This is a genomic window from Limobrevibacterium gyesilva, assembly GCF_025989185.1.
Classification (GTDB): domain Bacteria; phylum Pseudomonadota; class Alphaproteobacteria; order Acetobacterales; family Acetobacteraceae; genus Limobrevibacterium; species Limobrevibacterium gyesilva.
Window position 1 is genome coordinate 41513 of sequence record NZ_JAPDNT010000005.1, and the last position, 20903, is coordinate 62415.

General features: G+C 67.5%; 16 protein-coding genes. 7 read left to right on the top strand and 9 right to left on the bottom strand.

The genetic code is table 11. From position 1 onward, the window contains the following. Nucleotides 1-206: 206 nt before the first annotated feature. Together OL599_RS09275 and OL599_RS09280 are read left to right on the top strand one after the other, a co-directional pair. Nucleotides 207-1073: a hypothetical protein gene (locus OL599_RS09275; RefSeq protein ID WP_264713426.1), complete on the top strand. Its 867-nt coding sequence runs from the start codon at nt 207-209 to the stop codon at nt 1071-1073. Between the two features lie 13 nt (nt 1074-1086). Next, nucleotides 1087-1533: a hypothetical protein gene (locus tag OL599_RS09280; RefSeq protein WP_264713427.1), complete on the top strand. Its 447-nt coding sequence runs from the start codon at nt 1087-1089 to the stop codon at nt 1531-1533. 39 nt (nt 1534-1572) lie between these two features. On the opposite strand, the gene OL599_RS09285 is transcribed toward OL599_RS09280, so the two are convergent. The 6 genes from OL599_RS09285 to OL599_RS09310 form a co-directional block, all read right to left on the bottom strand. Next, the gene (locus OL599_RS09285) at nt 1573-2151 is read right to left on the bottom strand and encodes a PqiC family protein (protein ID WP_264713428.1); all 579 of its coding nucleotides are present in this window, start codon (nt 2149-2151) and stop codon (nt 1573-1575) included. Next, complete coding sequence (locus OL599_RS09290; protein WP_264713429.1) at nt 2151-3842, bottom strand: PqiB family protein; 1692 nt, start codon at nt 3840-3842, stop codon at nt 2151-2153. The genes OL599_RS09285 and OL599_RS09290 overlap by 1 nt, the downstream gene beginning before the upstream one ends. Next, nucleotides 3839-5167: a paraquat-inducible protein A gene (locus tag OL599_RS09295; protein WP_347403196.1), complete on the bottom strand. Its 1329-nt coding sequence runs from the start codon at nt 5165-5167 to the stop codon at nt 3839-3841. Before OL599_RS09295 ends, OL599_RS09290 begins: the two co-directional genes overlap by 4 nt. A gap of 355 nt (nt 5168-5522) precedes the next feature. Continuing rightward, nucleotides 5523-5966, bottom strand: a complete 444-nt coding sequence (locus tag OL599_RS09300; protein ID WP_264713430.1) for a hypothetical protein — start codon at nt 5964-5966, stop codon at nt 5523-5525. A 2-nt stretch (nt 5967-5968) separates the two neighbouring features. Beyond that, nucleotides 5969-6730 carry a bestrophin-like domain gene (locus OL599_RS09305; RefSeq protein ID WP_456306698.1) on the bottom strand — a complete coding sequence of 254 codons (762 nt, stop codon included), beginning with the start codon at nt 6728-6730 and terminating at the stop codon, nt 5969-5971. A gap of 55 nt (nt 6731-6785) precedes the next feature. After that, nucleotides 6786-7277 (bottom strand): hypothetical protein, encoded by a 492-nt coding sequence (locus tag OL599_RS09310; protein ID WP_264713432.1) that lies wholly within the window; start codon nt 7275-7277, stop codon nt 6786-6788. 281 nt (nt 7278-7558) lie between these two features. Here OL599_RS09310 and OL599_RS09315 point away from each other — a divergent pair, with 281 nt between their 5' ends. Further along, complete coding sequence (locus OL599_RS09315) at nt 7559-9007, top strand: DUF1254 domain-containing protein (RefSeq protein ID WP_264713433.1); 1449 nt, start codon at nt 7559-7561, stop codon at nt 9005-9007. Between the two features lie 78 nt (nt 9008-9085). Here the strand turns inward: OL599_RS09315 and OL599_RS09320 are convergent, their stop codons facing one another. Then, nucleotides 9086-9886 carry a slipin family protein gene (locus OL599_RS09320; RefSeq protein ID WP_264713435.1) on the bottom strand — a complete coding sequence of 267 codons (801 nt, stop codon included), beginning with the start codon at nt 9884-9886 and terminating at the stop codon, nt 9086-9088. An 85-nt stretch (nt 9887-9971) separates the two neighbouring features. Further along, a complete protein-coding gene (locus OL599_RS09325; RefSeq protein WP_264713436.1) occupies nt 9972-11333 on the bottom strand; it encodes an NfeD family protein in 1362 nt (453 codons plus the stop codon). Between the two features lie 580 nt (nt 11334-11913). Here OL599_RS09325 and OL599_RS09330 point away from each other — a divergent pair. From OL599_RS09330 to OL599_RS09345, 4 genes are all read left to right on the top strand, one after another. Beyond that, a complete protein-coding gene (locus OL599_RS09330; RefSeq protein WP_264713437.1) occupies nt 11914-12738 on the top strand; it encodes a hypothetical protein in 825 nt (274 codons plus the stop codon). Next, on the top strand, nt 12729-14108 hold the full coding sequence (locus OL599_RS09335; RefSeq protein WP_264713438.1) for a lanthionine synthetase C family protein: 1380 nt from the start codon (nt 12729-12731) through the stop codon (nt 14106-14108). Before OL599_RS09330 ends, OL599_RS09335 begins: the two co-directional genes overlap by 10 nt. A 22-nt stretch (nt 14109-14130) precedes the next feature. After that, entirely contained in the window at nt 14131-17298 is a 3168-nt protein-coding gene (locus OL599_RS09340; protein WP_264713439.1) for a lantibiotic dehydratase, read from the top strand. A 444-nt stretch (nt 17299-17742) separates the two neighbouring features. Continuing rightward, on the top strand, nt 17743-18909 hold the full coding sequence (locus OL599_RS09345) for a Hint domain-containing protein (RefSeq protein WP_264713440.1): 1167 nt from the start codon (nt 17743-17745) through the stop codon (nt 18907-18909). Nucleotides 18910-18958: 49 nt separating this feature from the next. Here the strand turns inward: OL599_RS09345 and OL599_RS09350 are convergent, their stop codons facing one another. Next, on the bottom strand, nt 18959-20725 hold the full coding sequence (locus OL599_RS09350) for a Hint domain-containing protein (protein WP_264713441.1): 1767 nt from the start codon (nt 20723-20725) through the stop codon (nt 18959-18961). Between the last annotated feature and the right edge of the window lie 178 nt (nt 20726-20903).

Here is a 20903-nt window from a genome sequence, read left to right on the forward strand (position 1 = left end):
CGCGCGCTTCCGATGGCCGTCGTATGGCCCGGCCAGGTACGGGCGGGCGCATACACCGCGCATTTCCACACCGGTGTCCCAACCTTCGCGGAGTTGAGACAGGTGCTGACGGCCACATTCATGCGCGCGGGTATTCTCCGCTCTATGGCATGGCCGGTGGAGACGGAATGAGATGCCGGGTTTCGGGACATGAGGGAACGGTCATCATGTGCGCAAGAACCATTCTTGCCGCCGTCACGGCGCTCGGCGCTCTCACCGCCGCGTCCGCCCGTGCCCAGATCGCGACTACCCAGCCAACCCTGGATTCGAAACCCGGCTGGACCTTCGCTGTCACGCCCTATGTGTGGCTGCCCTCGCTCTCGGCCAAGCTCAACTACAACACCCCGCGTGCTGGGAGCGTAACAACCACGATCAGCGCAGGCCCCGGCGACTACCTCTCCAAGCTCAATTTCGCGCTCATGGGCGGCGCCGAGGCACGCCACGACCGCTTCATCATCATGACCGACCTGGTCTACGCCAACGCCAGCCTGACCACGAGCAACAGCCACTTCGCCTCGTTCAATCCCGGCTCTGGCCCGATCTTCATCCCGCGCGAGCAGCAGCTCGACACCGGCTCGCGGCTGGCGGCGACGGTCTGGTCGGTCGCCGGCGGTTATACGCTGCTGCAAGGCGGCTGGGGCAATGTCGACGCCGTCGTCGGCATGCGCATGCTGGTCGTGGGCGACACCACCAATTACACGCTCACCAACGACATCTTTCTGCCCAACCGGACGATCGGTCTGTCGCGCACCGGCAGCCTCAACCTGAACGATGTCAACGTCGAAGGGGTCGGCGGCGTGAAAGGCCGCATCAATATTCCCAACAGCCGCTTCTACGTCCCCTTCTACGCCGACGTCGGCGGCGGCGGCCTGCCGCTCACCTGGCAGGTCTACGCCAGCATCGCTTACCGCGCCGCGAACTGGGTCGATCTTTCGGCCGGCTACCGCTACCTGGCCTTCGAGACCGGGGGCAACAAAGGCGTGCACAACCTCGACCTCGGCGGCGCCATCCTCGTCGCCAACTTCCGCTTCTAGGCGCGACTCGCGCATGCAGAAGCATCGCCTTCTCCTGGCCGCCTTCGCCCTGACCGGCATGCTCACGGCATGTTCGCCCCGTCCCCCGCCGGCGCCGCCACCCCCCTCCGGGACGGTCGAGCTCAACCCGGGGTCCGAGTTCGATGTTGTCGGCGGCGGTGGCGGCGCCGGGATCTTCTTCCTCAACGGCGGCCGCTACCGCTTCACCATCGACGGTGTGGGGCCACAAGGCGCCGACATCGCGGTTCTGCAGACGAAAGGAGAGGTTCATCGCCTGGCGGACATCCAGCGGTTCCCCGGAACCTACAGGGTCGCCCCTGCTGGCGACGTGCCCGCCGGGGCCCAAGCGGGCGGCCTCTGGCTTGAGAATGGCCACGGTACCCTGTTGCACCTGCTGACGCCGTCTGGCGGCCGCATGCCGCCATTGGGCACGGATGCAGTGTCGATCCTCATGCAATGATGGGCCCGGTGCGCCCGGCGGCCCATCCGCTTCCGGGCATCAGCGGATCATGCGTGCGATCTCATCGGCGAGCTGGGCCATGGCGGTACTCATCGCCGCGACCACGTCATCGTTCGAGTTCGAGGCGGGGTGCTGGGTGATCCGGATGGTCCGGGACGCCGGCGGAATGCGGGTGCCGTCGTGACGAACCGCGACCTGCGCGACCAGCACGACATCGCCCGTCACATCCACGTCGAGACGCTGCATGTCGATTTCGAGAATCGTGTCGGGCTGCATGGAAAGGCCGCCGGACTCGGAGTACACCGACGCATCGGGCAGCCGCATCAGCAGGTTCTCGATCGTCACCCGCTCGATCATCCGAGAGAGCGGCTCACCCCAACGCGCCATGTCGGTGACGACCAGGCGATACGGCGTTGTGGCGCGCACGAGCCCCGGCCGGTCCAGATAGCCGGCCAGCCCGACGCGCCGCATCTCGATGCTGCGGCTCTTCGTCGCGTGCACGACAATGCCGGGCTGCGCCGCCATGGTGTAGAGCGTGGGATCGGGCCCGCTGCTGCAGGCGGCCGGAAGCAGCAACAACAGCACGGCGGCCAGGCGCCGCGACAGGCGACCGGCCATCACTTCTCCCCCGTCGGCGAGGCGTTGCGGCCGCGCAGCAGCGCATCCGGATGCTGGTCGATATAGTCGGCCAGCAGCCGCAGCGAGCGAGCGGTGTCACTGAGCTGCCCCATCATTCGCTGCAGGTCGCGATTGAATTGCGAATTCGAGCCATAACCCGTGTCCATCGAACCGAGCAGGCGCGTCGCCCGATCGATCGTCGCCTGCAATCCCTGCGCCATCTCCGGAAGGCGCTTGAGCGCCGGAGCGGCACCGGCATCCGCGCTGTGCACCAGGTCCTGCACGCCCTCAAGCGTGGCCGTCAGCGACTGCAACGCCTGGCGCAGCTCGTCGCCATTGGTGATCTTGTTGGCCCCGACCAGAATGCTGTTCAGGTTGTCGGTCATCTGCTGCAACGGCAGCGACGCGAGCGACCGGGTGAGCTGGCTGACATTCGAGATGATCCTGTCCAGGCCGCCGGAGACGCTCGGCAGCACCATGATGCCGTCCTCGAACTTCAGCTCGGCCTGTTGTGAATCCGACGCGAATTCCAGCGCGACAAACATCTGGCCGGTCACCAGGTTGGCGCTGCGCAACTCGGCGCGCAGTCCCGCGGCCACTAAGCGGCGGGCCGCTTCGGTCAGGCGATCTTTCGGCACATCTCGATCCGGGAATACGCGATCGCCCTGGAGATCGCAGCGTACCACGACATAAGGCGCAGTGCCGGAGTTCGGATCAAAATGGAGCCGTATGTCGCGCACGACGCCGACCTGGATGCCGAACAACTCCACAGGCGCGCCAACAGCGAGGCCACGCACGGTTCCGTCGAAATGCGTAATGAACGGGACGTTGCGTCGCTGAGATGCGGTGTTTGCGGTCGCCTGGTCCGCATAGAGCGGGAAGGAGCGGACTGCCGCTGCTTTCGGGCTGCGTTCCGCCTCCGGCGAGGTGTCGAAGGACACACCACCGGACAGCAGCGCCTGGAAGCTCTCCAGCCGCACGCTCACGCCGGTCGCGCCGAAGTCGACGGCGAGGCCCGAGGCGTTCCAGAATTGCGTGTCCTCGTGCACGTAGTCGTCGAAAGGCGCGCGGACGAACACCTTGAAGGTGACGTTGCTCCCCTGCGGGCCAAGATCGTAACCCAGGACTTCGCCGACATTGATGTCGCGGTAGAACACCGGCGAGCCGCTGGAAATCGAGCCGATACGCGGTGAGGTCAGGAGGAACGTGCGACCGGGCTCGTCGGAGCGGATCGCCGGCGGCTCGTCCAGCCCGACATAGTTGCGTTGGGAACGCCCGCCGGGTTCCCCGGGATCGATCTCGATATAGGCGCCCGACAGCAGCGTATCGAGGCCGGAGACATTGTTCAGGCCCAGCCGCGCGCGGACGACCCAGAAGCGCGCGTGATCCGTCAGGTGTGCGGTTGCCTGGCGCTGCGTATCCACCGTCACTGTCACGTGGCTCAGGTCCTCGCTTAAAGTGATCGCGCGCACGGTGCCGAGATCCACTGCCTTGTGTCGCACTTTGGTCTGCCCGGCCGTCAGCCCGTCGGCGGTGGGGAAGGTGATGGTGATGGTCGGCCCACGCTCCTGAAGCGCGCGCCAGCCAAGGAAGCCCGCGATCAATGCTGCGACGATCGGAATCACCCAGACGGCCGAAAGGCCGCGCCGGCGGCGCACTTCCGACTCTGGCACGGTTTCGACCGACTTCACCGTGCCGCCGCCTGCGCGGTGCGCATGGTCGCAGGGCCTCGCTGCTCCTGGCGGCGTTCGGCCGCGTCCCACATCAGGCGCGGATCGAAGATCATCGCCGCGAACATCGTCACGATCACCACGCCGCAGAAAGACGTCACCCCCGGGCCAGGGCGAATGGTGGCGAGTGTGCCCAGGCGCACGATCGCGGTCAGGATGGAGATCATGAACACATCGATCATCGACCACCGCCCGACGCCTTCGACGATGCGGTAGATGCGGGTGCGCTCACGCAAGCGCCAGCTGCTGGCGTTCCTGGTCGTGATGACAAGAAGCCACAGGCCGATCAGCTTGAGCACAGGCACGGTGATGCTGGCGAAAAAGACGAGTATGGCGAGCGGCCACATTCCGGCGTCCGCCAGTTCCACCACGCCGCCGAGGATGGTGCTGGGGGAGCCGCTGCCGAACGAGATGATCGTCATCACCGGCAGCAGGTTGGCGGGAATGTAGAGGATCATGGCCGCCACCAGCAGCGCCACCGTGCGGTTGAGACTGTCGGGCTTGCGGGCATGCAGGCGCGAGCCGCAGCGCGGGCAGCGTGGTGCCGCGGGGGTAACCAGGCCACAGCACTCGCAGCCGAGGAGACGCACGCCGGGCACAGGCAGTTGCGGCGCATCGGCGGCGTTCATGGGACGAGCGGTGAGGCCGCGTCGTTGGAGCGCCTCCCAGACGGCCATGTGGTCCAGGGTGGCGTCGGCGGCCGCGGTCGCGAGCATCAGCGCGCCCAGCGTGTAGACGGCCACACCCACCTCCACATGCGCCAGGTCGATCAGCTTCGTGTAGGCGACGAAGACGCCGAGCAGGAACACCTCGACCATCGCCCATGGCGACAGCAGTTCCACCCATCGGAACACGGCGTGCAGATGGCGCGGCGCGCGCCGAAGCTGCAGGCAGCCAAGCACCCAGACCAAGGAGATGAGCTTGGCCAAGGGCGCGAACATCGTGGTGATGAAGACCACGATGGCCAACTCCCACATGCCCTGGGCCTGAAGTTCCAGCGGCCCGCTCTCAAGCGTCGTCTCGTTCACGCGACCGCTGAGGTCGAACACAAGGAATGTCATCCGCGCGGCCACCGCAAACATGAACAGCCCGGTCACGGCGAAGGCCAGTGGCCGGCGGAAGGGATCGGTGCGCTGGCGGCGCAGAACGGCACCACAGCGCGGGCAGATGGCGGCGCCGCCCGCTTTCATGTCCGGAACACGCTGCAACAGCGCGCAATGCGGGCATTCCCGAAGCGTGTGGCCGGGTTTGTCGGCTGTGAACCGGTGCAAAGCTGTGGTGTCCAAGCGACATTCCTTGCATGAGCCGTACGTGCGGTCGTCGGTCGGCTGCGCGGATCTACGTCGTTATGGGCAATCCCGTCTTTCGTACGGATGGCTTGTCCGCGAGGCGCAAAGCCCGAAGCTGGCAGCGGCGAGGCCGGGTGTCGGTGACGAGCAGGAGCCGATCGGCTTCGTCAGGATGCTGCCTTTCCTCATTGCTTTTTCGCAAGCAACGCGACCACGGCAACTGATAACACCGGAGCGATCATCAGAGCGGTCAGCCACGATGGCTGGGCTCAGTACAGTGATCTGCGTCTCCGGCTCGGAGGCACACGAAATTAGACCATCGGGCCGTCTCTGCCAATGAAACAAGCGGCTTCTAGCTCCGTAGAAGCCTGATCCGCCAGCGGCAGACCTCGCCGTCGCCCATGGTGCCGAGGAACTGGCCCTGCGTGAACTGTCCGCGGACCCAGGCCGCGCCGGCTGCCATGCGCAGCGAGCCGTCTGCCTCGATGATCCCGCTCATCTGGCCGTATCGCGCCATGAAGCCGCTGACCTGGAAGCCATCGACGCGCTGCACCGTCTTGCAGGTCTGCGCAGGGATGGAAACATCGGTGATGACGGCGTCGCCGAAATACATGCCGTCCCAGCCCGCCGAAACCGGCGCGGCCGAGGTGGAAGCCGGCGGCGGGAGCAGGCTGGCGGGGGGCGGAAGAGCGTCGGGGGCGGGTGGCGCGCCGAAAGGCGCAGAGAGGTTGCCCTGCGAACAGCCTGCGGCGAGAACGATGCCGCAGGCGAGAAACGCCGCCGTGCATGTCCGCATGGCTAATGGCCGATCACGGCCAGCGCGTCGCGCGCCGGCTCGCTCGAGATGCGCATGAGGCCCGAGTACGGGTTGTCCAGCTCGAGAATCAGGAAGACCGCCCCGGCAACGGATAGCGCGCCGATCAGCAGGGCCGCCACGACGGTCGGGTTCGCGGGTGAGAGCATGCCGAAGCCCCAGAACAGGATGACCAGCCAGAAGATCAGGACGACGAGGAACGGCCATTTGATCGAACTGCCTCTCTGTCCGTACATCAGCAGGCGCGTATGGCCGAGTTCGCTGCCCAGTTGCAGGATCTGGCCGCGCAGGAAGCGTTGCGTGTCGTTCTGTGGAGACAGCCTCACGATCCCGTTGGAGAAATTGTCGAAGCTGGAGCTTCCCGTATTCTGCACAACGCCGATCGGCCGCGCGTCACCCTTGTTGAATACCCGGTCGACCGCAGCCGCAACCGCGTCACGCAAGGCCGCGCGCGCTTCGGCCGTCTCTGGCCCATAGCGTGCCAGGAGGCGGTCGAGTTCGATGATCCCCGCCGAGAGCTGCACGACTTCAGTGCTCTGCGTATCCGACGTTGTTTTCGCCGAAGCGATCAGCAGGCCGAGAACGAGCGCCGACATGGTGGCGACCAGCCCCATGACGAGCTTCACGGCATCCCTGGACTCATCTGCCAGGTGATGGGCCGGAAGAAGTCTACGGCATAAGATGCCAACCAATGCACCGCCGAACATGCAGCCAAATGCGGTCCATGCGACGGCCATTGGGCTCATTCGACCAGACCTTCAGTGCGCAACAAAAAATTATCCGCTGACGCATTCTGCAGCGTCAAGTGTCGTGGCTTGCAAGTGCGCTCACATCGACGTGTGATGCCGCGCCGGCAGGCCAGACGCGCTGCACAACACCGAACATCGACGCCGTGGTCAGGCCGAACAGCAGCATCCCGTTGAGCGCCTCCAGCGCCCCCATCAACCGCCAGTGCGGGGCCAGCGCGATGTCGCTGTGGCCGTAGGTGGTAATGGCGTCGAGTGAATAGAGCACCGCCATCCTGAAGTCCGGCAACGCTCCGAGCGCGATGTACGCGAGTGCCCAGGCGATCGCTTCCAGATCGTGCAAGGCGGTCGCCAGAATGGCGACGCCGGCCATGACCACGACGAACGCAAACATGTAGCCACGGCGGCCCAGTACGACACCCGGAATATGGACGACGCTCTGAGCCATCAGGCTGAGCCCGCAAACATGCGCGACGATGGTCAACACGATGAGCAGAAGGCTCCACGCCCGGTTGCCGGACCAGATGCCTGCTTCCGCCCATATCATCTGTTCCTCCCCGTTTGGTGTTCGCTGGCGTGCCACGGCGTGGACACGCAGATCGGGGCCGCGCAACCAACAGCACACGTACGCCGGCGGGCGGTCATCTCCGGCCCGGGCGCGTCATGGCGGCGGCGTAGCATCGTGAAGCGCGGGGCGGATCTCGCGCCCGTTGCACGCCTGTTGGCAATAAGTTGTCCGTCGGGTCAGTTCTGTCGTTGACCAATGTTAAGCCGAGGCGCTTTGCCGTCTCCTAGACTCGTGTCCGGGTAGCGGGAGTGCAGGCAATCATGACAGGACACTTCGATCGTCCGACCCGGATCGGCAGGCGGATGCTGGTGGCCGGTGCATTGCTGGTCCTCGCGCCAGCTGCCGTGCCGGCCGCGGAACCGATCACCGAGCAGGAAGCCCATGCCATTGGTGTGGACGCCTATGTCTATTTCTACCCACTGGTGACGATGGACATAACGCGCAAGCAGTTCACCAATGTCGAGCCGGGAAAGGAGTTCGGCCGGGCCCCGATGAACATGTTCGCCAACATCCCCGAATATCCACCGGCGGACTTGAAGATCGTGGTCAGGCCCAACTTCGATACGCTGTACTCGGTGGCGTGGCTGGACCTGACGAAGGAGCCGATGATCGTCTCCGCGCCCGATACCGGCGGCCGCTACTACCTGCTGCCGATGCTCGACATGTGGACAGACATATTTGCCTCCCCGGGCTGGCGAACGACCGGGACCCAGGCAGGGAGCTGGGCCGTGGTGCCGCAAGGCTGGACCGGCGCGCTGCCGGCCGGCGTCAGGCGCATCGACGCGCCGACGCCGTATGTGTGGATCATTGGCCGCACCAAGACGGATGGGCCGGCCGACTACGAAGCTGTTCACAAGATCCAGGCCGGATACAAGCTCACGCCGCTGTCGCAATGGGGCAAGCCGCCGGAGCCCGTGCCCGTCAAGATCGATCCAGCGGTCGATATGAAGACGCCGCCGAAGATCCTGGTCGACACCATGTCCGCCGTCAAATATTTCGCCTACGCGGCCGAGCTGATGAAGCTGCAGCCTCCCCACATCACCGACGATCCAATCATCGCCCGGATGCGGCGGCTCGGCCTGGAGCCCGGCAAGAGCTTCGATCTCGACAAGGTCGAGCCCGCCGTACGGAAGGCGCTGGAGAGCGCGCCGCAGGAGGCCCAGCAACTGATGGCGTGGAAGCTGCGCACGCTCGCCCGTGTCGTGAACGGCTGGTCGATGAACACGGACACGATGGGCGTCTATGGCAACTACTACCTCAAGCGCGCGATCGTCGCCCAGCTCGGACTCGGTGCGAATCTGCCGGAGGACGCGATCTATCCGCAGAACCTGTTCGATGCGGCAGGCAGGCCACTGGATGGCGCCAACAACTACACCCTCCATATCGACAAGGGCGCGCAGCCGCCGGTCGACGCGTTCTGGTCGATCACGCTTTATGACCGCCAGGGGTTCCAGGTGGCGAATCCGCTCAGCCGCTTCGCCGTCAGCAGCTGGATGCCCTTCGTCTACAATCCGGACGGTTCGCTCGATCTGTATTTCCAGAACGAGAGCCCGGGCCCGGACAAGCGGGCCAACTGGCTGCCGGCACCGCAGGGGTCCTTCAACCTGACCATGCGTCTCTATGCGCCGAGGGCGGACGCGTTGACCGGAAAATGGTCCCCGCCCGCTGTCACGAGGGTGGAGGGGGCCGCACCCCTGACCGCGCAGTAGCAGGCGCGGTCGACAGCCTCGCCCGGCACAGCCCGGATGGCCCGGCGGCAAAGACTGCCATGGCAGCGCGCCCGGATTTCATGATGGGCCGGATGACGCCGGCGGAATGGCGGGGGGCCGTCCGCCGCCGCCCATGTCCTTGAATGCCTTGATCACATCGAGCGGGAAAGGAAAGACAATGGTCGAGCTGCGTTCGCTGGCGATCTCGCTCAGCGTCCCGAGATAGCGCAACTGCATGGCGCCGGGATTGGCCGCCAGGATCTGGGCGGCCTCGACCAGCTTCTGCGCCGCTTGCTGTTCGCCTTCGGAGTTGATGATCTTGGCGCGGCGGATGCGCTCGGCTTCGGCCTGGCGTGCGATCGCGCGGACCATGCTGTTGTCGAGGTCCACCTGCTTGAGCTCGACATTGGTGACCTTCACGCCCCAGGATTCGGTCTGTGCATCCAGGATTTCCTGGATGTCGGCGTTCAGCTTGTCGCGTTCGGCCAGCATCTCGTCCAGCGTGTGCTTGCCCAGCACCGAGCGCAGCGTGGTCTGCGCGAGCTGGCTGGTGGCCTGCAGGAAGTTCTCGATCTGGATCACCGCCTTGTCCGCGTCCACCACGCGGAAATACAGCACCGCGTTCACCTTGACCGAGACGTTGTCGCGCGAGATCACGTCCTGGCTGGGAACGTCCAGCACCACCGTGCGCAGGTCGACGCGCACCATCTGCTGCACGTAAGGCACCAGCAGGATCAGCCCCGGCCCCTTCACCCCGGTGAACCGGCCGAAAGTGAACACCACCGCACGCTGGTACTCGCGCATGACCCGGATCGCCGAGGAGGCGACGAACAGGATCAGCAGCAGAACGGCGGGATAGACGATCGTCACGAGACCCATGCGCCTTCTCCTTCACGGCATCGCCTTGAACACGTCATGTGCCCGCGTTCCCGGATATTCGCCTGGCCAATGGTGCGGCGGGGCACTATGGCACTTCCACCAGCAGCGTCAGCCCGTCGCGCCCGACCACCCGCACCGCCTGACCGGGCTGCAGCGGCTGTGCGGCGCGGGCGTTCCAGCGTTCGCCCTGCACCAGCACCTGGCCCTCGCTTCCGGCCCAGGCGACAGCCTGCCCGGTGCGGCCGATCAGCGCCGCCGTTCCGGTCACCGTCGGATGGCGCCGGGCGCGCAGCAGCAGGACCAGCACCACGCCGAACAGCATCACGCTCACCGCGGTGGCGCCGGTGATCAATGCCACCGGCGGTCGTGCCCCGGCGGTGCGGAATATCATCAACGAGCCGATGGCGAAGGCGGATGCGCCGCCCAGCACGAACGCGCCGAACACCGGGACGAACGCTTCGGTGACCATCAATCCGAGGCCGAGCAGGGCCAGCGCGAGGCCGGCATAGTCGACCGGCAGCAGGTTGAGCCCGTAACCCCCGATCAGCAGGCAGATGGTGCCGAACACGCCGGGCGCGAACACGCCGGGATGGGACATCTCGAACGCCACGCCGAACACGCCAGCCAGCAGCAGCAGGTAGATGATGGACGGATCGCTCAGCAACCCGAGCAGCCGGTCACGCCATCCGGGCTCGATCTGGACGATCTGCAGCCCGTGTGTGGCAAGCGTCACCGGCTTGCCGTGGACGACCACGGTGCGCCCGTCCGCCTTCGTCAGCAGGTCCGCCGGGTCGTCGGCGACCAGATCGATCACGTGCTGATCGAGTGCGGCGTCGTAGGAGAGGCTGACGGCCTCGCGCACGGCTTTCTCCGCCCAGTCGGCGTTGCGCCCGTGCAACGTGGCGAGGCCGCGGATATAGGCCGCGGAGTCATTGGTCACCTTGGTCAGCAGGGCGTCGCGCGGCGTGCGCGCGGCGGGCTGATCGGTCTTGGCCGGCTGGTCGGCCGGCGGCTTGGCGGGCGTGCCCTGGGGCTCCGGCAGGTCGGTCGGGCCGAACAGCGAAACCGGGGTGGCCGCGCCCAGATTGGTGCCGGGTGCCATGGCAGCCAGCGCCGCGGCATACAGGATATAGGTGCCGGCGCTGGCCGCCCGCGCGCCGCTGGGTGCCACATAGGCCAGCACGGGCACGGGCGAGGCCAGCATGGCGCGGATGATGTCGCGCATGGCGCTGTCCAGCCCGCCCGGCGTGTCCATCCGCAGCACCGCCACCGCTGCGTCCTGCTGTTGCGCTTCACGCAGGCTGCGCACAACATAGTCTGCTGTCGCGGTGCCGATCGGGCCATCCAGCGCGATCACCACGGCGCTGCGGGGGGCGCTGTCCGCCGCCGCGGCCGGCGGCGCACCAAGTGCCAACACGAACCCAAGCAACCCCACCAACCAGCACATGGTAAGCTGGCCTCGTCCTGCCATCGGCCTGCGCCTCCAGGCAAAAGCATAGCGCAATCATGCGGCTGGCAGGCAGCTTTCTTCATCGGGTCGGCGTGCTGGGGCTGATGGCGCCGTCCCGGTCCTTATTGCTGCGATGCGGCGCCGTGAGGTTCACGATGATGTTGGACGATGCCGGTCGCAAATGATCGGCGCCGCGTCGGAACTGTCGTGCCGCGCCGCCATGTCGGACCGGGCCAATGTACCGGCCGCAATGTGCGCAGGACTTGAGCCCGATCGCGCGGGCCCGGATCCTGCCAGGACAAGGCGATTCAGAAACAGCCACAATCAGCATTCATGCTCGGAGACATGGTCAATTTGCGTATTCGTGATCGGCGGTTCTTGTTGATTAAGAAAAGAAAATTTGACGGGTGGGAAATAATATATGTTCAATACGAACGAGCAAGGAATTCATCGATTCTTGGGTACATCAATATGATGAGAAACTTGGCGCGCGCTGGTTGAGTCAAGAATTACACCTGAGGTAGTCTGCCACTGTTTCCTTTCGTCTGGAGATCGGCATCCGAGGGAGGACACGGAAATGGCAAACGAGCCTGCAGGAGGAAGCGGCGGCGGACCCAAGGCGCCCAAGGACCTGCCCCAGCATCCTCTCGTCGAGCAGCTGAAGCCCGATCCGTCTCAACCAGCGCGGAGAGTCGTTGCCCTGTCCGGGTTGCCGGGCAACAGCGACCGGGCCGGCTACCAGCGCCTCTACCTCACGACCAAGCTCGACTACTACGCCGAGTTCCTGGCGACGGACATCCTGCTGACAGAGGCAGTGCCCGCCGACGAATCACCGTTCCCCGGGGTCGAGGCGACCCGCGTCACCATCGGGCGTGACGCCACGATCCATTATATCTGGGCCAAGACGGCCCAGCCGGTCGACGAGTTCGACCTCGACGTCCGGCTCGGCGCGGCGGGCGCTGCCGCGGGGGCGATTCCGATTCCGCTCCCGACCCGAACCTGCCCGGACGGCACGGTGTGCGGCACCTGCGACGGCACCTGCGACACCTGCGGCCGCACCTGCGTCACGTGCGAGACCTGCTTCACGCGCTGCGGCCAGGCCACCTGCGCCACCTGCGAGACGCGGTGCAACCAGGCCACCTGCGCGGCCACCTGTCAGACCTGCGCGACGCAATGCAACCAGGCGACCTGCGCGGGCACCTGCAATACCTGTGCGACGCAGTGCAACCAGGCCACCTGCGCCGGCACGTGCAACACCTGTGCGACGCAATGCAACCAAGCCACCTGCCACACCTGTCACACAAGATGCGGGGGTGCCACCTGCGTCACCTGCCATACCTGCATCGACACCTGCCATCGCACGTGCGTCACCTGCTGCGGGCACCCGTTCACGTGCGTCTAGAAGCGCCTGGACTCGCCGATCTGACGGCGCCCCGGCTGGCGTGGGCGCCGGCCCTGCCGCCCGAACTCGTTGCCCGGGCGGCCAGCGTGGCCGGCGAAGTGGCCGAGCGCCTGCGCGACCACCACCGCGTCGCGCAGGCGATTGCCGCGGCAGCCACGCAGAGCGCGTTCCCGCGCGCGATCGGCTGGCAGCCCGTTGCCCTGGCGCAGGGCGATGCCGGCCTCGCTCTCACCTGCGCCGGCCTCGATGCCTGCTTTCCGGATAGCGGATGGGACCGGATCGGTCATGTCTGTCTGGCAGCCGCCGCCGACGGCGCCGAGCGGGTCACCGCCGTGCCGGCGGGGCTGTTCGGCGGCCTTGCCGGCTTTGCCTTCGCCGGTTTGTCGCTGTCCCGGGGGACCAGCCGCTACCGGCGCCTCCTCTCCACGCTCGACGACGTGCTTCTGCCGCAGGTGGCCGCGCAGGCGGAGGGAGTGGACCGGCTGACGGACGGGGGCGTCGCGTTCAGCGAGTTCGACGTGATCTCCGGCCTGACCGGCGTCGGCGCCTATCTGCTGTGCCGGGTTGGCGATCCGCGCGCAGCCGCTTCCCTGGAAACGGTGCTGCGCGCCCTGACGGCCCTGGCGCAGGACACCGGGGGCCGGCCGCGCTGGTGGACGCCGGCCGATCTGCTCGGCGACGAGGACATGTCGGCCCGCCACCCGTATGGGAATCTCAACTGCGGCCTTGCGCACGGCATCCCGGGGCCGTTGGCGCTCATGGCCCTCGCGCTGTCCCGTGGGGTCGCCGTCCCGGGCCAGGAAGACGCCATCGACCGGATAGCGGAGTGGCTCGCCCTGCACCGGGCGGATGACGCCTGGGGCGTGAACTGGCCCTACGCCGTGCCTTTTGCCGCCGACGGCGCACCGGATTACGCCGGCGCGGCCGGTGAGCCGAGCCGCGCCGGCTGGTGCTACGGCGCGCCCGGGGTGGCCCGCGCGTTGTGGCTGGCCGGCGTGGCAAGGGGACGGCCCGAGTGGCGCAGCCTGGCGATCGAGGCCATGCAGGCGGTCTATCACCGCCCGGTGGCGGTTCGGCACATCGATTCCCCCACGTTCTGCCACGGCGTGGCCGGGCTGCTGCAGGTGACGCTGCGCTTCGCCCATGACACGGGACGCCCGTTGTTTGCCGAAGCGGCCGCCGAGCTCACCGAGCAGCTGCTGTCCGCCTACGAACCGGACAGCCTGCTCGGCTATCGGAGCTGGGAGCCCGGCGGCACGCGGGTCGACCAGCCCGGCCTGCTGGACGGCGCCCCCGGAGTCCTGCTGGCCCTCCTGGCCGCCTCGACCGATGTGGAGCCGGCGTGGGACCGCGCCTTCATGTTGTCCTGACCCGGCGCCCGCGAGGCGGGGCATGAGCGCCGCGGAACGCCGGCCGCTCTACACGCCCTTGGGCTGGCTGCTGGTGCGAGCGCCGCTGCTCCCCGTCGAGGCCTATCTCGCCCTTGGTGGGCGCGTCCCGGCCGGGCGCCTGCCGCCGGATCCCCGTATCCGCGCCGCATTGGCGGTCGGCAGTGCCAACCTCTTCGATGCGCTCGGCCGCGCCGACCCCGCCGGCAAGGACGACCCGGACGCCGCCGGCAAGCTGCTGCGCTACCTCATCCGCATGTCCACCCGCCCGACGCCCTATGGCCTGTTTGCCGGGGTGGCGCTGGCACGGTGGGGGCCGCAGACCGACCTGGCCCTCGCGCCCGATCCGCCGCACACCCGCACGCGGCCGGACATGGACTGGCTGCTGCGCGTCGTGCTGGAGCTGGAGAGCCGGCCGGAGGTGCGGCGGCAGCTTCGCTATCGCGCCAACCCCCGGGCTTTCATCCATGCCGGCCGGGTCTTCCTGCCCGAAACCGCCCCGATGGCGGGTGGTTCGGGGCCGGCCGTCTCGGTACGGGCGACGGGCGTCGTCCGCCAGGCTCTGGCCCTGGCGCGCAGCCCCGTGCCGCACGCCCAGCTTGTCGCGGCGCTGACCGCGACCCCGGGCGCGACCGCCGAGAAGGTAGAGGCGCTGATCGACGGGCTGTGGCGCCAGACCGTTCTCCTGACCGATTTGCGCCCGCCGCTCACCGCGCCCAGCCCGGCCGCCTATGTCGCGGGCCGCCTGCGCGGGCTCCCGGCCGCGGCCGACGCCCTGGAACGGCTGGAAGCCGCCCTCGCCGCCATGGCGGCGTGGGACTCGCTGCCGATTGACGCGGCCGCGGCCGCCTACCGGCAACTGGCGACGCAAACCGGGCCCAGCCTTGCCGAGGAGCCGGCGATGGCCAGCCAGATGGACACCGCCGCCGCCGATGCGCCCCAGGTGGACATGGCCCTGCGGCTGCGCGGCTCCCAACTCGGCCGGGCCATCGCGACCGAGGCCGTGCGGGCGGCGGAACTGCTGCTCAGACTGACGCCGCTGCCGGCGGGCCTGCCCTCTCTGGACGCCTATCGCCGCGCCTTCGAGTCACGCTACGGGCCCGAGCGCGAGGTGCCGCTGCTGGAACTGCTGGACCCCAATTTCGGCCTCGGTCCACTTTCGGCGCATTTCCACGGTGGCGCCCCCGGCGGGGATCCACGCAAGGCGGCCCTGCGTCAGCAGACCCTGTACGATCTGGCCGTCTCGGCGCTGCGCGATCGCCGCCTGGTCATCGAGCTCGACGAGGATGTCCTGACGCGCCTGGAGAGCTGGACGCCCTCCCGGCTTGCCGCCCCCCAGTCGCTGGACCTCTCGTTGTTCGTCCTGGCAAACTCGGCACAGGACGTCGACGAGGGACGGTTCCAGGTCGTGATCGGCCCGAATCTGGGCGCGACGGCCGCCGGGCGGAATCTGGGGCGCTTCGCCGACCTGCTCGGCGCGGACGCGGCCACCGCCCTGCAGGAGGTGGCCCGGGCGGAAGCCGCCTTGCAGCCTGACGGCCTCTGGGCCGAGCTTGTCTACTTCCCCCACAGGTTCCGCTCCGCCAATGTCGCGGTGCGCCCGCATTCCCGGCCTTACGAGATTGCGCTTGGCACCACGCCCGGACGGCCGCCCGGCGAGGTGATCCCGGTGGACGAGCTGGTCGTGGGCATCCGCGATGGCCGGTTCTACGTGCGCTGGCCGGCACGGGATGCCGAGGTGCTGGCCTGCGCAGGCCACATGCTCAACAACATGCAGGCGCCGGACGTATGCCGCTTCCTCGACGACCTCCGGCGCGACGGGCAGGCGCAGATCAGCACGTTCGACTGGGGTTCGGCGGCGGGGCTGCCGGTGCTGCCCCGGGTGCAGGCGGGGCGGGTCGTGCTGTGCCCGGCCCAGTGGCGCATCGATGCCCGCGTGCGCAAGCTTCTGGCGCCGGACTCCGCCGCCGGCTTCATCGCGGCGCTGGGCGCGTGGCGGACGAGCTGGCAGGTGCCGCGGTACGTCTATCTGAGCTTCGGCGACAACCGCCTCCTCCTCGACCTCGACAACCCGGCGCAGGCCGAGGAGCTTCGCGCCGAGCTGCGCGGGCTCGCCGACGGCGCCCAGCTTCTACTGCAGGAGGCGCTGCCGGCACCGAACCATGCCTGGGTCGGCGGGCCCGGCGGGCGCTTCGTCACCGAGTTGGTGGTTCCGCTGGTGCTGCGGCCGGACCGTGGCGCTTCCGACGCCGCCGCGTCCCGGCCGCGTTGCGCCGCCGCCACGCCCGCCGATCGGCTGCGCCCGCCTGGCAGCGCGTGGCTGTTCGCCAAGCTGTACTGCGCGCGCGCTTTCGAGGACGACCTGCTCACCGGCCCGGTGGCCGAGCTGTGCCAGCAGGCGCTCGCCATGGGCGCCGCCGATGACTGGTTCTTCATCCGCTACGCCGATCCCGACCCGCATCTGCGGCTGCGCTTCCATGGCGATCCGGTGCGCCTGATCGGCGAGCTTGCCCCGCATATCTGTGCCTGGGCGGGAGCGCTCGTGGGCGAGGGGCTGTGCACCCGGCTGGGCTTCGACACCTATGAGCGCGAGGTGGAGCGCTTCGGTGGCACGGCGGGCATGGATGCCGCCGAGGCGATCTTCGGTGCCGACAGCCGCGCCGTGATCGAGCTGCTGCGACTGAGCCGCGAGGGGCTGCTGCAGTTGGACATGACATCGCTGGCCGTCCTCAGTATCGACCGGTTGCTGGCCGGCCTCGGCGCGGACGAGGCGGAGCGCCTGGCCTGGTACCGGGAGCGGGTGACCGCGCGGACGCTGGCGGGAGACGACTACCGTCGGCGCAAGGAGGTGCTCCGGCGGCTGCTGGGCGACTCCGAGCATATCCGCGCCCAGCCCGGAGGCGACGCCCTGGCGCGGGTGCTGGCCGCGCGGGGGGACGCGCTTGCCCCGCTCGGCCGCCGGCTGGAGACGCTGGCGGCGGCGGGCGAGCTGTCCCAGCCGAAGGGTGCGCTGTTCAGCGCCTACGTGCACCTGCACTGCAACCGCCTGATGGCGGGCGACCGGTCGGCGGAAGAGCAGGTCCTGGCGCTGCTCGGGCGCACCCGGTACGGGCTCCGCCAGGCGCCGGTGGCCGCCCGAACGGACATGGCCGAGGCCGCTGCAACGGCGTGACTCCCACGATTTGAGTGTCCTGCGAATGTGAGGCGCGGCGCGGGTCTGCTCACCGGCCGCTGCTCAGGCACGCAAGCTGCCCGTCGGGGCGTGTCCTGGTATGTGTTCCCCAACCGGACGATTTTGAATACAAACCGATATTCGCACACGCGAGAGTGAACACATCTGCACTAGTCAGAATATATAATAAAATGCTCGAAAGATACGCCAGGAATTGATATGGAGGATGCTATGTCTGGTCAATCTGTATACGGTGGACCTCAAACGACTCTTCACTATGTGGCCAACGCCAGTATTCAGAATGGCACATACGCACCGGCCAGCCTCGGGTTCAACCTGGTTGATGTCAGTAGTGTCGATGAGCTGAATGCTTTGCCGTCTGGCAGTCTCGGGCTCGTATGGTTGGGCATGACCAACGGTGCGGACGCCAGTTTTCAGGCTGCCGTGACTCCGTTCATCGGCAATCCCAAGGTGTACGGCTTTTATCTTGCTGACGAGCCGGATCCGACTGGCAAGTGGGGACCGCTGGCGACGGCGGCCGATCTGAAGGCCGAATCGGATTGGATCCACGCCAACGTGCCGGGCGCCAAGACGTTCATCGTCCAGATGAACATCGGAACCGACCAGAACCCGGTTTTTCCCTTCACCCCGGCCAACACGGGCATCGATCTGTACGGGCTCGATCCCTACCCGGGCCAGGTGCAGTTCGGCGGCTTCAACTACAGCATCATCCCGACGGCCGTGAACGCGGCCGTCGCGCAGGGCATTCCGTTGAGCCAGATCGTGCCGGTCTATCAGGCGTTCGGCGGCGGCGGCTACGCGAGCTACATCATGCCCGACGCGGCCCAGGCGCAGCAGATCCTGGCGACCTGGGGCACGGTCGTCCCGCATCCCGCATTCGACTACGTCTACAGTTGGGGCTCCCAGACCGGCAACGCGTCGCTGGCTTCGTCGCCGGAGCTGCAGCAGGTGTTCGCCGCTGCGAACGACCCGCCTTGCTACACCGCCGGCACCCGGATCGCGACGCCTGGCGGCGACGTGCCGGTGGAGGAGTTGCGGGCGGGCGTGTCCGTTCTCTCGGTTTTCGGCGGGACCGCCGAGGTGGTCTGGGTCGGCCGGCGCCGCATCGACTGCCGCAACCACCCGCGCCCCGAGCGCGTGTGGCCGGTGCGGGTGCGCGCGCATGCCTTCGGGCCGGGATTACCGTGGCGCGACCTGTTGCTCTCGCCCGAGCACGCGGTGCATGTCGATGAAGTCCTGATCCCCATCGGATGCCTGGTCAACGGCACCACCGTGGTGCGGGAGAGAGTCGAGGAGATCACGTATTTCCACGTCGAGTTGCCGCAGCACGACGTGATCCTGGCCGAAGGATTGCCGGCGGAGAGCTATCTCGACACCGGCAACCGCACGGCCTTCGAAGGGGGTGGGCCGGCGCTGGACCTGCATCCCGATTTCGCCCGCGAGATGTGGGAGGCCGGAGCCTGCGCGCCGCAGGTTCGCTATGGGCCGATCCTGGCCGCGGTGCGCCAGCGCCTGAGCACGCAGGCCGCGGCGCTGGGCATGACCATGACATCGGAGCCGCTGCCGCGGTATCGCGCTGCCGGCGGGTGACGGCTGGCCGCCCGACCGGCCCTGCGGGGTCGGTCGGGCCATCCATGGGTTACGCGCGCCGGAGTTGCTCGTGCTCGCGCTGAATCCAGTACAGTCCGGTAACGGCGACGTCGAATTCCAGGACCCTTGCACCGGCCGGGGTCAAACCCGCATCGCCGTCCGTCCAGCGCAGCCCGGTTTCCGGACCATGCCAGCCCGATGACAGGCGCGGATCGTCGTCGGCGAGGCTGCGCCCGTCCAACCGGACGTTGCTGAGCGCCACACCGAGCAGGCGCGTATCGGTCCCGTCGATACGGGTGTGCGCGGGTGTCCAGGTCCGGGAGCGCAGGCGCAGCTGTTGCACGGCCTGCGGTATGTGCACGCGGCAGGTCCGCCCTTCACTGGCGATCGGCAGGACGATGTTGTCCGCGATGACATGCAGATCCGGATCGCTGCCGATGACATGGCCGAGGTCAGCGGCGCGCTCCAGCAATGCGCCGCGCATGCGCGCAAGACGCTCTCCGCTGAATGTCAGCGGCGCGCACGCCTGCGTCTGCCACACCTCGAGGGCGAAATCCGGATTCAGCATCACCGTCGTGCCGCCATTCGCGAACGCCGCGCGGTTGCCGGTGTCAAGATAACTCTCGGACGGCAACCCTTCGGCCAGGATCACGTCGTGCGCCGGCAGCTCGACATGGAAATACGTGATGTGATCCACGCATTCTTGCGAGATGGTCGCACCGTTGACGAGATACCGGATGGGCACCAACGCGCCATCCACGTACACTGAATGGTCTGGCGACAGCAGCAGGTCGCGCTGCGGCATCAGGGTGCCGAACGCGCCCGCACGCACCCGAACCGGCCACACGTCATGCGGCCGCGGGTGCCGGGCGCAGTCGACACGCCGGTAGCCGACCCATACCACCGGCGCCGTGCCGCCGAATGCCGAGACCACGTGGTTGCCGGCGCGCAGGTCCTCGACCCGCATTGCGCCCGCGGCTGTGGCGATGCGCGTTCCCGCAGCGAAGCAACTGGCACTGAACGCCGCGATGGGAGACGCGGTGGCGGCATTGTTGGGGCCGGTCAGGTTGGACGCGGCGAGGATCGTGCTGAGCAGGTCGTAGTGGTTGTAGGGCTGGCTGTAGATGCCCGGGACGACGTGGGCGCCATAGAGGATCGCCGCCACCTGGTTGCCGGAACTGCCGTCGTTCTCGTCCCATACGACGACCAGAAGCGAATTGTTGGCCGTCGCCCACTGCGCATAGCCATTGATGTTGGCCTGCAGCCACGCATCCCCCTGCGCGATCGTGCCGCTGTGCATGTTGTTATCGTCGGTGGGGATGACGAACGAGACGGTTGGCAGAGAGGCGAAATTCCCGGTCGGGAAGCTGCTGAAGGGTTGCTCGACCGACGTGCCTTCGGGGAAGTATTCCCAGGGATTGTGGTTCTGGTCCGAGTTGCCGGATTCGACGTAGCCGACAAAGCTCTTCCCGGCGCCCTGCAGGATGGTGGCCAGCGTCGGATCGGGCTCGCTGTGGAAATTGTCGTCCGTGACGCCGAACGTGCTGCCGGCATAGAGGGCGAAATAGTTCGGCTCGCTCGGATGCGACAGGGCGGTGTAGTTCGACAGCAGCGCGCCACCGGCCGCGAGGGTGTTATTGATGTAAGGCGCATCGGCGGTGTCGCCGATGATCTGGCTGTAGCCGTGGTTCTCCTCCACGACGACGACGATGTGGCTGTAGGCGGGAACGAGCGAGGTCGCCAAGGGAAGCGCTGCGGCGCTGATGGAAGCGAAGCTGGTCGAGGCAGAAGCCGTGTTGCCGCTGGTGGTCGCCATGTTCAACTCCTCTCGTCATCCGGCGGTCGCGGCGCGCACGTCGCCGCTGCGAATCTCGGTTGTGGGTATGCCTGTGGCACCCGATGGGCTATCGCCGATCCCTTCACGATCATGAGAAGCGCCTTCATCGCATCGGCTCTTTGACATTGGTCAAATCCACGTGAGCGCGTCACCGTGT